At 37.6% G+C, this 17,307-nt stretch carries 19 protein-coding genes; 10 read left to right on the top strand and 9 right to left on the bottom strand.

From position 1 onward, the window contains the following. Positions 1–96: 96 nt before the first annotated feature. The 5 genes from AC0IWT_RS01830 (at position 97) to murA (ending at position 4,877) form a co-directional block, all read left to right on the top strand. Entirely contained in the window at positions 97–699 is a 603-nt protein-coding gene (locus AC0IWT_RS01830) for a DUF4254 domain-containing protein (RefSeq protein ID WP_471795729.1), read from the top strand. 75 nt (positions 700–774) lie between these two features. Continuing rightward, the gene (locus AC0IWT_RS01825) at positions 775–1,806 is read left to right on the top strand and encodes a glycosyltransferase family 9 protein (protein ID WP_471795728.1); all 1,032 of its coding nucleotides are present in this window, start codon (positions 775–777) and stop codon (positions 1,804–1,806) included. Next, entirely contained in the window at positions 1,799–2,296 is a 498-nt protein-coding gene (locus AC0IWT_RS01820) for a SixA phosphatase family protein (protein ID WP_471795727.1), read from the top strand. The genes AC0IWT_RS01825 and AC0IWT_RS01820 overlap by 8 nt, the downstream gene beginning before the upstream one ends. Positions 2,297–2,677: 381 nt before the next feature. Next, on the top strand, positions 2,678–3,370 hold the full coding sequence (locus tag AC0IWT_RS01815; protein ID WP_056870714.1) for a DUF4290 domain-containing protein: 693 nt from the start codon (positions 2,678–2,680) through the stop codon (positions 3,368–3,370). 181 nt (positions 3,371–3,551) lie between these two features. After that, a complete protein-coding gene (gene murA / locus AC0IWT_RS01810) occupies positions 3,552–4,877 on the top strand; it encodes a UDP-N-acetylglucosamine 1-carboxyvinyltransferase (RefSeq protein ID WP_056870715.1) in 1,326 nt (441 codons plus the stop codon). A 188-nt stretch (positions 4,878–5,065) separates the two neighbouring features. Here murA and AC0IWT_RS01805 read toward each other — a convergent pair whose 3' ends face one another. The 7 genes from AC0IWT_RS01805 to AC0IWT_RS01775 form a co-directional block, all read right to left on the bottom strand. After that, positions 5,066–6,427 (bottom strand): pyridoxal-phosphate dependent enzyme, encoded by a 1,362-nt coding sequence (locus AC0IWT_RS01805; RefSeq protein WP_471795726.1) that lies wholly within the window; start codon positions 6,425–6,427, stop codon positions 5,066–5,068. A 272-nt stretch (positions 6,428–6,699) separates the two neighbouring features. Beyond that, a complete protein-coding gene (gene dprA / locus AC0IWT_RS01800) occupies positions 6,700–7,794 on the bottom strand; it encodes a DNA-processing protein DprA (protein ID WP_471795725.1) in 1,095 nt (364 codons plus the stop codon). 57 nt (positions 7,795–7,851) lie between these two features. Beyond that, positions 7,852–8,118, bottom strand: coding sequence for a hypothetical protein (locus tag AC0IWT_RS01795; RefSeq protein ID WP_056870718.1), 267 nt, complete (start codon positions 8,116–8,118; stop codon positions 7,852–7,854). Between the two features lie 138 nt (positions 8,119–8,256). After that, positions 8,257–9,750 (bottom strand): S41 family peptidase, encoded by a 1,494-nt coding sequence (locus AC0IWT_RS01790; RefSeq protein WP_471795724.1) that lies wholly within the window; start codon positions 9,748–9,750, stop codon positions 8,257–8,259. Positions 9,751–9,752: 2 nt separating this feature from the next. Then, complete coding sequence (locus AC0IWT_RS01785) at positions 9,753–10,361, bottom strand: HAD hydrolase-like protein (RefSeq protein ID WP_471795723.1); 609 nt, start codon at positions 10,359–10,361, stop codon at positions 9,753–9,755. Positions 10,362–10,363: 2 nt separating this feature from the next. Next, positions 10,364–10,840 carry a hypothetical protein gene (locus tag AC0IWT_RS01780; protein WP_471795722.1) on the bottom strand — a complete coding sequence of 159 codons (477 nt, stop codon included), beginning with the start codon at positions 10,838–10,840 and terminating at the stop codon, positions 10,364–10,366. A gap of 73 nt (positions 10,841–10,913) precedes the next feature. Then, the gene (locus AC0IWT_RS01775) at positions 10,914–11,564 is read right to left on the bottom strand and encodes an ABC transporter ATP-binding protein (protein WP_056870722.1); all 651 of its coding nucleotides are present in this window, start codon (positions 11,562–11,564) and stop codon (positions 10,914–10,916) included. A gap of 169 nt (positions 11,565–11,733) precedes the next feature. Between AC0IWT_RS01775 and AC0IWT_RS01770 the strand changes: the two genes are divergently transcribed. From AC0IWT_RS01770 to sucC, 5 genes are all read left to right on the top strand, one after another. Beyond that, the gene (locus AC0IWT_RS01770; protein WP_471795721.1) at positions 11,734–12,369 is read left to right on the top strand and encodes a hypothetical protein; all 636 of its coding nucleotides are present in this window, start codon (positions 11,734–11,736) and stop codon (positions 12,367–12,369) included. Beyond that, positions 12,370–12,666, top strand: a complete 297-nt coding sequence (locus AC0IWT_RS01765; RefSeq protein ID WP_056091885.1) for a winged helix-turn-helix domain-containing protein — start codon at positions 12,370–12,372, stop codon at positions 12,664–12,666. Between the two features lie 53 nt (positions 12,667–12,719). Next, entirely contained in the window at positions 12,720–14,285 is a 1,566-nt protein-coding gene (locus tag AC0IWT_RS01760; RefSeq protein ID WP_471795720.1) for a DUF4153 domain-containing protein, read from the top strand. Positions 14,286–14,328: 43 nt separating this feature from the next. After that, positions 14,329–14,637, top strand: coding sequence for a hypothetical protein (locus AC0IWT_RS01755; RefSeq protein ID WP_471795719.1), 309 nt, complete (start codon positions 14,329–14,331; stop codon positions 14,635–14,637). A 209-nt stretch (positions 14,638–14,846) separates the two neighbouring features. Then, positions 14,847–16,046 carry an ADP-forming succinate--CoA ligase subunit beta gene (gene sucC / locus AC0IWT_RS01750; RefSeq protein ID WP_056870726.1) on the top strand — a complete coding sequence of 400 codons (1,200 nt, stop codon included), beginning with the start codon at positions 14,847–14,849 and terminating at the stop codon, positions 16,044–16,046. A gap of 387 nt (positions 16,047–16,433) precedes the next feature. Here sucC and AC0IWT_RS01745 read toward each other — a convergent pair whose 3' ends face one another. Beyond that, the gene (locus AC0IWT_RS01745) at positions 16,434–16,640 is read right to left on the bottom strand and encodes a helix-turn-helix domain-containing protein (protein ID WP_056870727.1); all 207 of its coding nucleotides are present in this window, start codon (positions 16,638–16,640) and stop codon (positions 16,434–16,436) included. 20 nt (positions 16,641–16,660) lie between these two features. After that, entirely contained in the window at positions 16,661–17,068 is a 408-nt protein-coding gene (locus AC0IWT_RS01740) for a hypothetical protein (RefSeq protein WP_471795718.1), read from the bottom strand. Positions 17,069–17,307: the final 239 nt, after the last annotated feature.

Below are 17,307 nucleotides of genomic sequence, written 5' to 3'. Positions count from 1 at the left end.
AAGATGATAAACGAAGACATGGGCCATCAAAGAATGTGTTCTGGCGAATTCTGCATCGCTCTGCGAAAATCTGTAGTAAAAAACTAACTTTGCCCTATGATAAGTGAAATTGCCAACCGCATATTTAATCAAGTAATTGCAGATTATCATCAGTTTGATGAAATCGACCATCCCGTAGAAAACCCCTACGATGCCGAAAGTTTAGAGCATCTTTTTTACCTTAAAAACTGGATTGATACCGCTCAATGGCACATGGAAGATGTAGTTCGCAATCCACAAATAGACCCGATTGAAGGACTGAGCTGGAAGAGACGTATAGATGCTCAGAACCAGGTTCGTACGGATATGGTAGAATTCATCGACGGCTATTTCCTTAATCTTTACCAAGAAATTGTGCCTTTACCTGATGCGAAAATAAATACGGAAAGTCCGGCATGGGCAATAGACAGGCTATCTATTTTGGCTTTGAAAATTTACCACATGCATGAAGAGGCTGAGCGGGAAAGCGCATCGCCCGAACACCGCCAGCAATGCCAAACCAAACTCGATATTTTATTATCGCAACGCGATGACTTATCCACCAGTATAAATGAATTGCTGGCTGATATTGAGGACGGCAAAAAATACATGAAAGTGTATAAGCAAATGAAAATGTATAACGACCCGAGCTTAAATCCGGTTTTGTATAACAAAGCTTAGTTACAGCGTTATTATTGCGGCGAAAGGGCAATTCCTCATAAAACAATTTGCTACGCAAGTAAGCATAAATAAAACATGTCATCAACAGAAAAAATTATCGTTTTACGTTTTTCGGCTATGGGCGATGTGGCAATGGTGGCGACTGTTTTAAAGGAATTTTCTGCACAAAACTCATCTGTAGAACTTGTTATGGTTAGTCGAGATGCCTTCAAACCATTTTTCGAGGGCATTGAAAACCTAACCTTCCATGCCATTTACCCAAATGCCATGCACAAAGGAATTGCCGGCCTGTACAAAATTTACCAGGAACTTCAAGAGTTTAAACCAACTGCAATTGCTGATTTACATGATAATTTGCGGAGCCGGATAATTTCTACCTTCTTTCGCATAGCAGGAATCAAAATTAGGCGAATTGATAAAGGCAGAGCAGAAAAGAAAGCCCTGACTCGATCAAAAAATAAAGTTTTTAAACCTTTACGTAAAACTGTAGAACGTTATGCCGATGTTTTTCGAAAGTTAGGTTTCGATGTTGAGCTTAACCACGTGCTAAAAAAAGCGCCCCGCGAAATTTCCCAAACCGCTAAATATCTGTTTGAACGACATGCAAAAAAAAGAGTCGGCATCTCTCCTTTCGCACAGCACATTTTTAAAGTATATCCTTTAGAAAAAATGGAGAAAGTGATATCCATGTTAGCTGCTTTAGGATATGAGCTGCTAATTTTTGGAGGTGGAAAAACAGAAATGGCCATTGCCGAAGAGTGGAAAAGATCTTATCCGAACACCCACAATTTAATAGGAAATTATAACTTAACCGAAGAGTTGGCAATCATTTCTAACCTGGATTTAATGTTAAGCATGGACTCTTCAGGTATGCACATGGCTTCGTTGGTTGGTGTTCCTGTCATTTCTGTTTGGGGGCCAACTCATCCTTATGCTGGTTTTTTGGGCTACGGACAGCTCGAAAGCGATTGTCTACAAATTGACCATCCAAACAGGCCAAATTCTATTTATGGAAACAAACCATGTATGTGTGGTGTTGAAGCCTGTATGGATTTGATTAATCCGGAAACGATTGTAAATAAAATTAAAGAGAAACTAAATGGCTAAGCAGTTATTATTGGTTCGTCACGGAAAATCGGATTGGGCAAATTTGGATTTAAAAGATTTTGATCGTCCGTTGAACAAACGTGGTAAAGAGAATGCACCAGAAATGGCAGAACGTTTGATCAATAAGGGATTCAAATTCGATTTGATGGTGAGTAGCCCTGCAAAACGAGCAAAATCTACCGCAAAATTCTTTGCTGAGGCTTATCATTTTGATAACATTCGATATGAGGAATTAATTTACGAGGCAAATACTACTGCGCTTTTGAAAGTTGTAAACGATTTAGATGACGATGCCGAAACCGTAATCATGTTTGGACATAACCCGGGTTTTACTGATTTGGCCAACGAATTAAGCGACGCGGAACTTTACAATATCCCTACAGCAGGAATGGTGCTGATGTCTTTCCCTTTTGATTCGTGGAAGATGGTGAGCAGGGGAACCGGCGAAATGGTTTTTTTCGATTATCCAAAAAATAGCGATGAAATTTAAGGTTATGGCACGGAAACACAGAAGGATAAATCGTCATTTCGACCGAAGTGGAGAAATCCTTTTCAGTTTTTAAAGGTTTTTCTCTGTGCTTAGATTCCAAAAATGTACATCCCTTTCTTAGATAAACCTGATTGCAATGAAAAGCCCCAATTTTTCATTGGGCTTGTAATGTAAAGCAGGGCTGAAAAACCAAAAGAACCACCAACCCTTCATTTCCAAATAAAATCTAAAATCGTAACCCTAAAATCGTAATTTTAACTATATTTGAACTTTACATAACGAAAGTCCGGCAATAGACATTTCGGTGAATTCATAACCTAATCTCCTCTGGTTATTTCATAATTCGTATCGCCGGAAGATTTTCCATTAAATTATCTGTACATGAATTTTGATTATAATACTACGCGTAGCCATTTGATTTTGTCTGAATATGGCCGCAACGTTCAAAACATGGTGAAGTATATTTGCGAATTGCCAACCATTGAAGAACGTAATAAATATGCCCAGGCGGTTATTGACCTGATGGGATTTTTGCAGCCACATTTACGTGATGTTGCAGATTTTAAGCATAAACTTTGGGATCATTTACACATTATTTCTGGATATCAGATTGATGTTGAAAGCCCTTACCCGAAGCCTTTGCCCGAAAACGCCTTTAAAAAACCAGAGCCACTTCCCTATCCTCAACAACGAATTACCTATAAACATTATGGTAAAACGGTTGAAAATTTAATTGAAAAGGCGATGCGGGAGGAAAATCCAGAGCATAAGAAATCGATGGTTCAGGGTATTGCAAACTTCATGAAAATGGCCTACGTAACCTGGAATAAGGACAATGTGAGTGATGATACGATTATTAAAGACTTGAAATATCTTTCTGGTGGTTTGCTATCACTTGATGAAGGTGTAAATTTGGCTAAAGTTGAATTTAGAGCCCAAAATCCTCGTCAGAGCAGTAATAACAATAGCCGGGGCCGCAATAACAACAATAACAGTAACGGAGGCAAAAACCGTCAAAACAATAATAACAACAATAACCGCGGACGAAATAACAATAATAAACCAAAATATTAAATTGAAAATCATCGGATAAGGCTGAAAGGTTGTAGAACTAAGTTGATAAAAGTTGGTTTAAAACCTAATCTTGAACACCTTCGCTTACACTAATTACCAGTATTTGATACTTGATTCTCTTTTTTTGATACTTAATATTTGATATTATAACTTGATCCTATCCACCAATACAAAAAAATATATGAACGCATTTGAAATAACAGGCGGAATTAAATTAAAGGGCGAAATTACTCCTCAAGGCGCCAAGAACGAAGCTTTACAGATTCTTTCGGCAGTTTTGCTTACTGAAGAAAAAATAACAATCAGCAACATACCTGACATTAAAGATGTTAATAAACTGATTGAATTGCTTGGCGATTTGGGCGTTACAGTTGAACGTATTAACAAAGACACCTATACTTTCGAAGCAAAAAATATTGATTTAAACTTCTTCGAATCTGATACTTTCAAAGCCAAAGGTGGTGGTTTAAGAGGCTCGATTATGATTGTTGGTCCACTCCTTGCCCGCTTCGGAAAAGCGGCAATTCCTAAACCCGGAGGTGATAAAATTGGCCGCAGAAGATTGGATACGCACTTTATTGGTTTTGAAAAACTCGGTGCCAAATTTGTTTATGATAGCAAAAAAGCCTTTTTTAACGTGGATGCAACGAACCTTCAGGGTGCTTATATCCTTCTAGACGAGGCATCGGTAACCGGAACAGCAAATATTGTAATGGCTGCTGTTTTGGCTAAAGGAACCACAACTATTTACAACGCCGCATGCGAGCCGTACCTGCAGCAACTTTGCAAAATGCTTAACCGCATGGGTGCAAAAATCTCCGGAATCGGATCTAATTTGCTCACTATAGAGGGCGTTACAGTTTTGGGTGGAACCGAACACCGCATGTTGCCTGATATGATTGAGATTGGCTCGTTCATTGGTATGGCAGCGATGACAGAATCTGAAATTACAATTAAAAATGTTTGCTACGATGAACTTGGGGTAATTCCTGAAGTTTTTAAAAAGTTAGGCATTAAGCTCGAACGCAGAGGAGATGATATTTATGTTCCTTCGCAAAAGCATTATGAAATTGATACTTTTATTGATGGTTCGATTTTAACAATTGCTGATTCGCCTTGGCCGGGCTTTACACCTGATTTATTGAGCATTGTTTTGGTTGTGGCTACTCAAGCAAAAGGAAACGTTTTAATTCATCAGAAAATGTTCGAAAGCCGGTTATTCTTCGTTGATAAATTGATTGATATGGGCGCACAAATTATTCTTTGCGATCCACACCGCGCCACCGTTAACGGAATTGATAAAAAATATAAGCTTCGCGGTATCAGCATGACCTCACCCGACATTAGGGCCGGCGTTTCGTTGCTCATTGCAGCACTTTCTGCCGAAGGTAAATCTACAATTTATAACATTGAGCAAATTGAGCGTGGCTATCAAGATATCGATACGCGTTTACGTGCATTAGGAGCGCAAATTAAGCGTGTAAATGCAGATGCGCCTAGCCATTAGGAATGGTAAAAGGCTGAAAGCTAAAGCTCAAAGCAAACAAGTATAATGCAAAAAACGCCCGGGTAATTCTCGGGCGTTTTTAGTTTAAATCCTCATTATTGCGAGGCAAGAAAGAATCTTGAAACATTCGCTATTCGGCAAGGTCAGCGCACGCTTAGTACCTCGCAGTGTCGAATGTATTGAAATCTCTAACCCGATATTGCATTTATAATATCGTACTGAGTAATAATCTCAATTTTTCCTGTTTCATCTTCAACCAAAACTGCTGAGTTTTCTTTATTGATTAGTGATGAAATTTTATCAATCGATGTATTCAAATCAACGAAAGGAAAAGTAGCGGTCATAATTTCTAAAATTGGCGCCGATTTTAATCCCGGGTTTTCCAGTAAGGCAGAGAGAATATCGCTTTCGGCAATTTTACCCACAATCATGCCTTGTTGGGTTACCGGAATTTGCGAAATGTTCATCGACTTAATTGTATTTATCGCCTCTAGAACAGTTTTGGTATTATCAAGGGTTACAATTTCGGTGCTTTCTTTTTTAGCTAAAATTGATTTTGCAGTAAGCTTTTCATCCTGTAAAAAACCACGTTCGCGTAACCAATCTTCATTGTACATTTTGCCCATATAACGGCTACCATGGTCGTGAAAAATAACCACAACAACATCATCAGGTTTTAATTTGTCTTTCAACTGTATAAGGCCACCAATTGCTGCTCCGGCAGAGTTACCAACGAAAATGCCTTCCTTACGGGCGATATCCCGGGTCATTAAAGCGGCATCTTTATCAGTCACTTTTTCAAACAAATCAATTACATCAAAATTCACATTGGCTGGCAAAAAATCTTCGCCAATACCTTCGGTGATGTACGGATAAATCTCATCTTTATCAAAAATACCTGTTTCTTTGTACTTTTTAAACACTGAACCATAAGTGTCAATACCCCAAACCTGTATGTTTGGATTTTTCTCTTTTAGGTATTTTCCTGTTCCGGAAATTGTGCCGCCGGTACCAACGCCAACAACCAGGTGTGTAATTTTCCCTTCAGTTTGTTCCCAAATTTCAGGTCCGGTTTGCTCATAATGTGCGGCAGTGTTGGCTAAATTATCATATTGATTTGGTTTCCAGGAGTTCGGAACTTCACGTTCTAAACGTGAAGATACAGAATAATACGACCTTGGGTCTTCAGGCTCAACATTTGTTGGGCAAACAATAACCTCAGCGCCAAAAGCACGTAACGCATCAACTTTCTCCTTCGATTGCTTATCGGTTGTAGTGAAAATACATTTGTAGCCTTTAATAATTGCAGCCATCGCTAAGCCCATGCCGGTATTGCCAGATGTGCCTTCGATAATGGTTCCGCCCGGTTTTAACTTACCGCTAAGCTCGGCATCTTCAATCATTTTAACCGCCATACGGTCTTTAATTGAATTGCCGGGATTAGTTGTTTCTATCTTTGCCAGGATTGTGCCCGGAACGCCTTTCGTAATTGTATTTAATTTTACCAATGGTGTATTACCAATGGTTTCTAAAATATTATTGTACCACATGATGCAAAATTACGCAAAGGCATTAACTATTTTATAATCAATATTTTATTCGAAACAAAATTTTATATATTAACGATATTTAGAATTATATTCCTTAATCTATCAAAATGATAGGGCTTATAGATTGATAATTGGGTGTGCCGCGATCTTTTTTAAGTTCTGATAATCACAGCGCTTTTAGCTGAGTTTAGCTAGCTATATAAAAACCACCATAGATGAAAAATTCAAGTATTGGCAAGATGAGTTGTGGGCTGCCAAAGTTGGAAAAAATGCTACGCAAGCTTATAAACCTTGCCGGGCAGCGAAACGATGATGCCCTGCATTTCTAAAGTTAAAATAGCGATTGCAAGTTTACTTTGCTGAACATTTATCTCAACTGCAAGCTCATCAATCGCAAGCTGTCCTTTCTGTAGTGCCTCAACCACTTTCTGTTCATTAGTTGTTAAATTTATTTGTAATGTAGTTTGACTATGCTTCTTTTTTTCTTTCACCTCATCATCCCACCCCAAATAATAAATTAAGTCGTTAGCATTATTGATAAGTCCCGCACGGTTAGTCTTAATTAAGAAATTGCAGCCTTCAGAAAATACATCATTTGTTCGGCCAGGAAAAGCGTAAACATCTTTGTTGTAAGAATTTGCAATCTCTGCAGTAATCAGGGCGCCACCCTTAATAGATGCTTCAACAACAATTGTGGCATCAGCAATGCCAGCAATAATGCGGTTTCGTTGGGGGAAGTTTTGCCTGTCGGGGTTGGTTAGTGTTGGAAATTCTGAAAGGAGCCCTCCATTTAAAACCATTTTTTGGGAAACCGGTTTGTGAACCTGAGGATACAATCTATCCAGGCCGTGACCCAAAACACCAACCGTGGTAATATCATTCGCGATACATTCTTTATGCGTAGCAACATCAATACCGTAAGCTAAACCACTAACAATTAAAACGTTATATGGTGCTAAAACCTGGCAAAGTTGTTTACAAAGATTCCGCCCATATTCCGTCGCATTCCTGGTTCCGACGATACTAATAATGCGCTGGCAGTTCAAATCTGCTTCTCCTTTGAAATAAAGAAGTATTGGCGAATCGAAACAATTCTTCAGGCGCTTTGGATATTGCTCATCAGAAAAGAAAAGGACGTCTATTCCATGTTTTTCGACAAATAAAAGTTCCTCCCCGGCCCTTTTTAAGGCATCGGTTTTTAAAATGGCCTCAACAGTTTTTTCCCCAATGCCAGGGATTTGTAGTAACTGCTTTCTGGTGGCAGAAAAAATGGCTTCTGCACTGCCGCAATAAGCCAGCAGGTTTTTGGCACTTACCGGACCAACAGATTTTATGAAAGTTAAGGCAATTTTATGGAGCGTACTCATCAAATTTTAGGCTAAGGTTAATAAATTCGGGATGATTTATTTCCTTAAAAACGCAACCTAAAAATCGATATCTATTAAACTTGTAATTGGAATATGGATATTATTTTTGAGTTGAATATACTTTTCTGTAACCGCCCATACAGTCGTGTCAACACGTTTTGGGCCAATTGTAGTGTTAAAAGTGATAACTGCTTTAGCCTTAAATTCGTTTCCAAGTCGTTGGGCTTCATCAAGTTTTGTTCTGAGTTCTAAACTATGGTCTTCCTTTGCGTTGATAATATTTAAGTAGCTTATATGTTCCTTTTCGACAATTTCTATTGGCATGATATCTCTTTAACGATTAATGTTAAACAAGCTTATCGAAATTTTAGAAAAAAAACAACTCACAGAACAGATTTTGTAAAATACTGACATAAAAAAAGCCGGTAGTAGTTAGCTACCGGCCTAAACTAATTATTTGGTTTACTTATTTAATTTCAATTTTCTGGTTTCAACCATTCCTTTAAATTCATGATCCATTTTCCCTGTTAAATCATCAACCTGGGTTCTTGACAAACCGGTTGTGCTACTCAGTGTATTATCTTTTAAGTAAGACGTAAAAACACCATTTGCAGCATAATTCAAGGCCTGGGCCAAAAGTCTTTCAGATGGGTCGCCGAAGTCTTTCGTAACGTCATCAGCAATATCTTTATCAACGGTCATGCCATCGAAATAGTCGCCTTGATTCAACTGATTTTTGGTTTGAAACTGTGGAATGTATAAATCGCTTTTGTCGATATGAATGGAGAAGAAACCTACCGGTTTGCCATAAGTCTTCTTACCTATTAATTTAACATCCATTACCGGTTTTAGGTTATTAATCAGTAATTCACTCGCCGAAGCTGTAGAAGCGGTTACGATAAAATACACTCTTGATAAGTTGTTAAGTGTTCCACGCTTTGCGAAAACTTCCTGGTTGCCGGCAGCAGCAGTTGGTTTATATGAATAATCGAAATATGAATACAGCCTTGTTACACCATCATTACCTTTAGCATAAAATTTCTGGTTTTGAAGAATTGTCGCATTTCCATCCTGCATGGATTGAGTCCAATACGTGGTATACATTACCTTTCCATTCTGATTAACCGGTGCAACTAAATTTGTAAAAGCTTCTGATGTACCAACAGAACCGCCACCGTTATATCGCAAATCAACTACTAATTCCGTTACCCCATCTGCAGCGAACTTTGTAAAAGCGGCATCTAGCAATGATGTAGAATTTGTTGTAAAGCTATTAAATACAATATAACCAACCTTTTTAGCGCCTACTGTGTAAGTATTTGTGAACAGAATCGGATTGATGTTGTAGGAGGCACGTGTAACAACAACATCCTGTGATGTTCCATCAGGTTTTACTACGGTTAAAGAGACTGTAGCTGCACTGCCGAAAATCGCATCAACTATTGAATTAATTGCCGCATCGGAAGTGTTAATGTTGGTGCTACCATTAATCTTTGTAATCTGATAACCCCTCTTTAAACCCTGTGTAGCAGCTGGTGAAGTTGCATAAACATATTTAATCCTTAAATCGTTAGCTGAGTTAAAGAAAATCGAAAATCCAAAATCGCCGCTTACCCCGCCTAATTGAGTAGCAACGGTTCCATTATCAATAAAAGAGTATTTGTCTTTTCCACCTGTAGATGGCAATGCCTTTATAGCAGCTAAAATAGCGTCGTTAGAATTATACTGTCGCGGGTTAAAAGATGCATAACTCGGCATGCCCGTATTCCAGAAGTAGGTTTGCTGGGCATATAAATAAATTGAATCTTTGGTTAATTCGTCTCTGGTGCCCGGACTTGCAGGACTAGTGCTTGCACCATCTGGATTAACTGAAGATTTTTTACATGCCGTTGCAAACCCAAGCAAAGCAATCAAAGTGCACAATAATAACTTTTGCGCTCTAAACTTTTTAATCATATTTATTTGTAAATTTCTAGTGACACAATATACGGCAAATTAATTAATTTAGATTGTTGCTCATCAAATTTATTTGCACCAACAACTAACGCGTCATTTACCAATAAATTGTTGTTGTTTAGGATGTTCTGAAAAATTTCTGCTTTCGTTTGATTGAGTTCATCTGCAAAGTAAACGGTAAGGTATTTTTCCAAGCCATTCCACTCTGTTTGCTTAATTTTATTCAATTGTTGTTCCGAATCGCCCGCTGTTACTATGGCAATTTGTTTTCTGTTAACCACAAGTTCCTGCAGAAACAAGAGCATATTTTTATACAGTAATAACTTCAACGGCAGGCGGGCATTTTTGTGCAGCAGGTCGAAGTTATGTTTGTAAGTATTGGAAAGCTCGAATTGTTGGGCAGTCTTTTCAAAAAGGTTGTTTGCGCCCGCGTTTTCATACTCGAGCCGCATAAAATCTAAAATTGATTGTGCGTTTTTTTGTTCGCTGTACTCCATAAATTGAGCAAACAAGTAATATACCTGCAACAGATAATCTTTTGATGGAAACAAAACGTCATCAAGCTCAAAAAATACGATTTGTTTATCTTTAGCAAACTGATATGAATCCATTATTAAATGATAAAAAGTTTGGGTTCTTTAATACTATCCATCTTAAAAACACCGTTCAGCGTATCCGAATTGTTGAAATCAGGCCGCTCCGCTGATGAAAAAATACAATCGCCTTTTACGAAAACGCTAAAATCGTTGGTAGATTCATTTCCTGAGTCCAGAAACCTGTTCAAGTCTTCAAATGGTGGTAAAAGCACTTCGATTCCGTATTCACCAAAAAGAACCGCCGATTTGGCTATCGGTTCTATTTCAAAATGATGTAAAGGAATAATGCTGTCTATGGATTCGGTAATGCAAAAATTTAACAAAATGTGGGCTATGCTGTCTGTATTAAGTACGCCTAAACTAGAAAACGCATAATTTTCTGTCAGCATTCCCGGCACATCGCCATAATCTGCAAATAATATAAAGTGGCTGGGGAAAGCTTTTAATAGCTTTAACGCTTTAGCGTTGTTTCCGCCTGTGATGAGTATTTTCAAAAAATTTTTTTTAATAGATTATCAGGAAAGGATTTTAAAAAATGTTCTGCCAGCTATTTTATCAATCCTTGATTTAAACGATTAACCCATCTTTCATAGTCACAATTCTATCGCTGGTTTTCGCCAGGTGCTCATTGTGCGTCACAATTACAAAAGTTTGTTGGAAGTTATCACGCAGGTTAACAAAAAGCTGATGCAATGCCGCCGCGTTTTCCGAATCTAAATTTCCAGAAGGTTCATCGGCAAGAATTATTGAAGGATTATTGATTAAAGCTCTGGCAATGGCAACACGCTGTTGTTCGCCGCCCGATAGTTGATTGGGTTTGTGGTTTGCCCGGTCTTTTAAACCAAACAAATCAAGCAACTCAAGCGCCCTGGCTTCTGCCTGCTTTTTGTTCGTTTTCGCAATAAATGCTGGAATACAAATATTTTCAATTGCGCTAAACTCGGGTAGCAAATGATGAAACTGAAAAACGAAACCTATATTTTGGTTGCGGAAAGCGCTCAACATTTCACCGTTTAACTTGTTTATCACCGTTCCCTTAAGTTCCACAGTTCCGTCATCGGGTTTATCAAGCGTACCTAAAATATGCAGCAACGTACTCTTCCCTGCACCAGAAGGACCAATAATACTAACAATTTCTCCTTTTTGCACCTCGAAATTTACACCCTTTAATATTTGTAAATTTCCATACGATTTTCTTAGTCCAGTAGCTTTTAGCATGGTTCAAATTTAATAAAAAAGCTTAACCAATACACAAGGGAAATTGTTTCCCGTAAAAAACCGCATCTTTAAAAAGAAATACTGAAATACCATCTCCAGATAGAAAAGTAAAATAAAATTTGTAAATATCATTTTCTTATCTAACTTTGAAAAACAAAGCACTTTTAAAATGAGCACTCAAGAAGAACAATTAGATGCATTGAAAGATATCAGACAAATGATGGATAGGTCTTCCCGATTTATTTCGTTAAGTGGCTTATCTGGTGTATTTGCAGGTGTAATTGCATTAATAGGTGCTTATTTTGCCAATGAGGAGTTAGAAAAGTTTTTAACCGGACGTGGTTACAGTATGGGCGTTCAGGGCGAAATTGATTTAGAATATAACCTGATAAAGCTTGCGCTCATTATCCTGTTTGTAGCGTTGGCAGGCGGAATTCTATTTACCTACAGGCAGAGCCAGCGAAATAATTTACCCATTTGGGATAAAACTTCAAAATCTCTGATTGTAAATCTTTTCTTCCCTGTTGTAACGGGCGGTTTGTTTATCTTCGCATTGTTGTTTAACCACCCAAATACTTACAGCATAATTGCACCAACCTGTTTAATATTTTACGGATTGGGACTTATCAATGCGAGTAAATATACCTACAGCGATATTCGGTACCTGGGCTACCTGGAAGTTTTATTAGGCTTAATCTGCATGTTTAATGTAGGCTACGGACTAATTTTCTGGGCGATTGGTTTTGGCGCTTTACACGTTGTTTATGGTCTTTTAATGTATTTTAAATACGAAAGAGCCAAATAGATGAAAAACCCGATAGCAGATTTAAATAAAATATTCGACAGCCGGATTCGGCTGGGTGTAATGTCTGTACTTGTGGTAAATAATGAGATTGCCTTTAACGATTTAAAGCAAATGCTTGAGCTAACTGATGGTAACCTGGCATCGCACCTAAATACACTCGAGCAGGCCGAATTTATCAAAGTACACAAAGGCTTTATCGGACGAAAAACCAGTACAACCTACTCCATTACCGATTTAGGAAAACAGGCTTTTAAAGCGCACCTGGATGCACTTGAAAAAATGATTAAAAAACTATAAATTTTTTTTTGATAATATACTTTGAAATACAAAGCACTTTTAAACTAATAAAAATGAAAAATAAATCTAATTTCCTCATCCTTTCCGCAATAATCGGAGGTCTGCTCTTTAGCTTATTATTTTGGCAGGAAAGATTGGCCCTTAACTTGCTTATTTACAGCCTTTACTTAATCGGAGTAACATATCTTAATCCAGATGTTGTTAATGGTAAAAAGCTTTACATTTTTGCTTTCGCACATCTTTTTTCTGCGGTTTTGGTTGTGGTAAACAATTCAGCATTAACACTGCTTTCGTACTATATAAGTCTGCTGGTTTTTGTAGGTTTTAGCCATCACCAAAAATTAAGGACTGTTTTTATGGCCATTATGACGGCTATCCTACAAATGTTTACCGCACCTTTTAACGTTTTAAGGAATTTAAGCGCAATAAGAGTCGGGAATTTCAACTTAAAACCAGCTTTCAAAATTATTAAGTATGTTTTTATTCCTGCCGTTATTGTGGTGGTATTTGCTTGCTTATATTCGGCTGCAAGCAGTGTATTTGCCCATTACACGGAAGCGCTTTTAACAAATCTCGGTCGCTTTTTTGATGGTGCATTCGGCTTTCTGTTTAGAAATTTAAGCTTGGGGCGGTTTATGCACTTCTGCTTTGGCTTGGCGGTAACAGCCGGCCTACTAATCGCGTTTTTTGATAAAAGCCTGCAAGAAATTGAAATTAAATGCAAAGAGCAACTGGTACGAATTAGAAACCGTGCAAACCAAAAAAACCTTTGGTTTGAAGCCGCAAAGGTTTTTAGTGGCAGCTTGTTAACTAAAAAGCTGGCGTTAAAAACTGAATTTATTATTGGGCTAATCTCATTCGCCGCTCTAAATTTACTATTGCTCTTTTTAAATTTAATTGATATTACAACCCTTTGGTTCGGTTATAAACCTGTAGGCAATTTCTCAGCAGATTTGCATGATGGCACTAATTCGTTAATTTTCAGTATTGCTTTGGCCATGGCCATTATCATTTACTTTTTTAGGGGAAACCTAAACTTTTACAGCAAAAACAAAACATTGGAACTCCTCGCCTTCGCCTGGATGATACAAAATGCTATTTTGGTTATCTCTGTTTTAATTAGAGCTGGCTATTACATCGAATTTTACGGGCTAACCTACAAACGAATTGGGGTTTGCATATTTTCATTACTCTGCATTATTGGTTTAGCTAGTGTTTACATTAAGGTTGCTAAACAAAAAACGTTCTTTTATTTGGTTAAGGTTAATGGTACAATATGGTTTGTGTTGCTGCTTGCTTTTAGTGTAATCAACTGGGATATCTTTATTGTAAAATATAACCTTTCACATGCCGAATCCATCTCAGTTGATGCAGATTATTTGCTCTCATTATCAGACAAAACATTGCCGGTTCTAGATAAAAACAGAATGAAACTGCAGCATACAGAATCGAAAAGCGATTATGGGATGGAAATTGCCAAACCAGCAACACTTTTGGCAAATCAGAGTAAACTGAACCAACGGATTGGCTTTTTTAAAGAGCGTTACCAACAAGTAACCTGGGTATCATGGAATCTACAGGATTGGAATACAGCCCAGTATTTTAACATTAAAAAATAAGGAAACAACATAATCATAAAAACAAATATTAACTTTTAACATCATGAAAAATCAATTAGAAATCAATTCATCAAAGCTGAGAGTAACCATCATTTTTGTCGTTACTGCATTAATTTTAAGCATTCCGTTAATCGCAATGCAATTTACCAACGAAGTAAACTGGGATTTTAAAGATTTTATTGCAGCCGGAATCCTATTGTTAAGTGCGGGTTTCGCAATAGAATTTGTAATTCGCAAGGTACATACAGGCACATTGAGAACGGTTTCATTTTTAGTGATTCTACTGGCGTTGTTTTTAATATGGGCAGAAATGGCTGTAGGTATTTTCGGTTCGCCAATTGCAGGAAGCTAATATTAGCTAAATGAGGGAAATTGGTTTGCCAGGGCGGACAAACTTCGAAATAAACCCGATAGTATGGATGCCGATTTTTTCTATCGGCAGGAAGGATAGCGGGACTGCTTTTACCGATAAACACAAAACGTTCATTTTCTAGAAAAAATCGGTGATTTCTATTTGTTTAAAGGCTTTGAAATTGTAGCTTTGGGCAAATTTTGTAGCAAATGAATATTCACGAATACCAGGGTAAACAAATATTAAAAAGTTTCGGTGTTAACGTTCAAGAAGGAATTGTTGCCGATACTCCAGAGCAGGCTGTAGAGGCTGCAAAGCAATTAAAAACTGATTACAACTCTGATTGGGTTGTAATTAAGGCTCAAATCCACGCTGGTGGCCGCGGTAAAGGCGGTGGTGTTAAATTAGCCAAAAACCTTGATGAAGTTAAGCAACGTGCTACCGATATTATTGGTATGCAACTGGTTACACCTCAAACCGGACCTGAAGGTAAATTAGTGAGTAAAGTTTTGGTTGCCCAGGATGTGTATTATCCGGGAGCATCTGAAACTAAGGAATTTTACATTTCTGTTTTGTTGGATCGTGCTGCCGGCCGTAACATCATCATGTACAGTACCGAAGGTGGTATGGATATTGAAGAAGTTGCTGAGCATACGCCGCACTTAATTTTCAAAGAAGAAATAGATCCTAAAGTTGGTTTACAAGGTTTCCAGGCCCGTAAAATTGCTTTCAATTTAGGTGTTAGTGGTGCTGCGCACAAAGAAATGGTGAAGTTTGTAACTGCCTTGTACAAAGCGTACGAAGCAACTGATTCTTCAATGTTCGAAATTAATCCCGTTTTAAAAACATCTGATGATAAAGTTATCGCTGTTGATGCGAAAGTTAATTTAGATGAAAACGCCTTATTCCGTCACGCTGATTACGCTGCAATGCGTGATGTTACGGAAGAAGACCCAATGGAAGTTGAAGCAAGCGCAAGTAATTTAAACTTCGTTAACCTTGATGGAAACGTTGGTTGTATGGTTAATGGCGCTGGTTTAGCAATGGCCACAATGGATATTATTAAATTAGCTGGTGGTGAGCCTGCTAACTTCTTAGACGTTGGTGGAACTGCAAATGCGCAAACCGTTAAAGCGGCTTTCAACATCATTTTAAAAGACCCCAACGTTAAAGCCATCTTAATAAATATTTTTGGCGGTATTGTTCGTTGCGACCGTGTTGCCCAAGGTGTTATCGATGCTTACAATGAAATCGGAAATATCCCTGTGCCAATTATCTGTCGTTTACAAGGCACAAACGCAGAAGAGGCTAAGAAATTAATTGACGAATCAGGACTTAAAGTTTATTCGGCAATTGCATTAAAAGAGGCAGCCGATTTAGTAACTAAAGTATTGGCCGGACAAGCATAGTTTTAAGCTTAAAGCAAAAATCATAAAATATAAAAACCTTTCAGTGCGAACTGGAAGGTTTTTTTTGTTTAGTTAGTGCACCGCAGGTTTTATTATGCTGTGGAATATTAGCCCCAATTTCTATTATCTGAAAAGCAGGCTCCTGTGTACTTCGGTTTCGATAGTCCCGCTTTCCATTACAAGCCCAATGAAAAATTGGGGCTTTTCATTTCTATCGGGTTTATTTAACACAATCCTGTTTAAAGCACACAATTTTTAAAACCCATTAATTTTTCTCTGTTTGCTGTGTTTATGTGGCAAAAAATTTCCTGGCAAGTTGGATGGGTAGTAGGACAAAACTTACGAAGTTCCTCCCCTCACACTCCTGCCCTCTCTAAACCTAGTAAGTTAAAGCGAGCGAAACTCCAGAATATCGCCGGGCTGGCAATCCAGAACCTTGCAGATGGCTTCCAGCGTTTCTAACCGAATGGCTTTTGCTTTACCTGTTTTTAATATAGATAAGTTAGACATTGTGATGCCAACCTGTTCACTTAATTGAGTAAGCGACATTTTGCGACGGGCAAGCATTACATCTAAATTTATTATAATTGGCATGAGCAGGTTTGAAGGTAAAGTTAAATCGTTAAATCGTTTTCCTCTTTCAGCTTTTTATTCCTGTTTAACGTTCCTGAGGTATAAAAAATAACTAAAGTTATGATAATAAAACCAAGATTCGGGATTATAACACGGGGCCAAATTTCTTTGAAAAGAAAAGCAGGACTGCTAAAATCAACAGAATAAAGTGCAGCTTTATTAATTGCGATTTTCAGATATATCAGGTAGATAACTGTAAGCAAGGGAAGCCATTTTAGAGCGTTAAGGGGTTTAACAAGCTTCTCTGAAAGAGAAAACTGAGGCGATACCTTGATAATGCTATCGAGAAACACAAAAAACATTACGTAGAATATCGAGCCAATTGAATTATATCGATTAGTTAAATCAAAAAAACTGATGCCAGTTAGCAGACTGAGAAAGGTTAACATGCCAAATATTCGGATAAAAATTTTCAATAATAACACCATCCAATAATTCGAGCTCGTGTTTTTGATCTTACAAATAAGAAATTTTATAAAAGTCATAATTTTATAATATTGAACAAGCAAACATAAAAATTTAATTACTGATTTGCAAGTATAATTTATTGTAATTCAATAAATTTTTATTACTTATCAATCATAAGTCTTCAATGGGTATGAGAACTGCCAAAAACATTATTGGAATG

Source organism: Pedobacter sp. AC464 (genome assembly GCF_979253075.1).
Note: the sequence above shows the minus strand (reverse complement) of the source record. Positions and strands in the feature narration are given on the sequence as shown.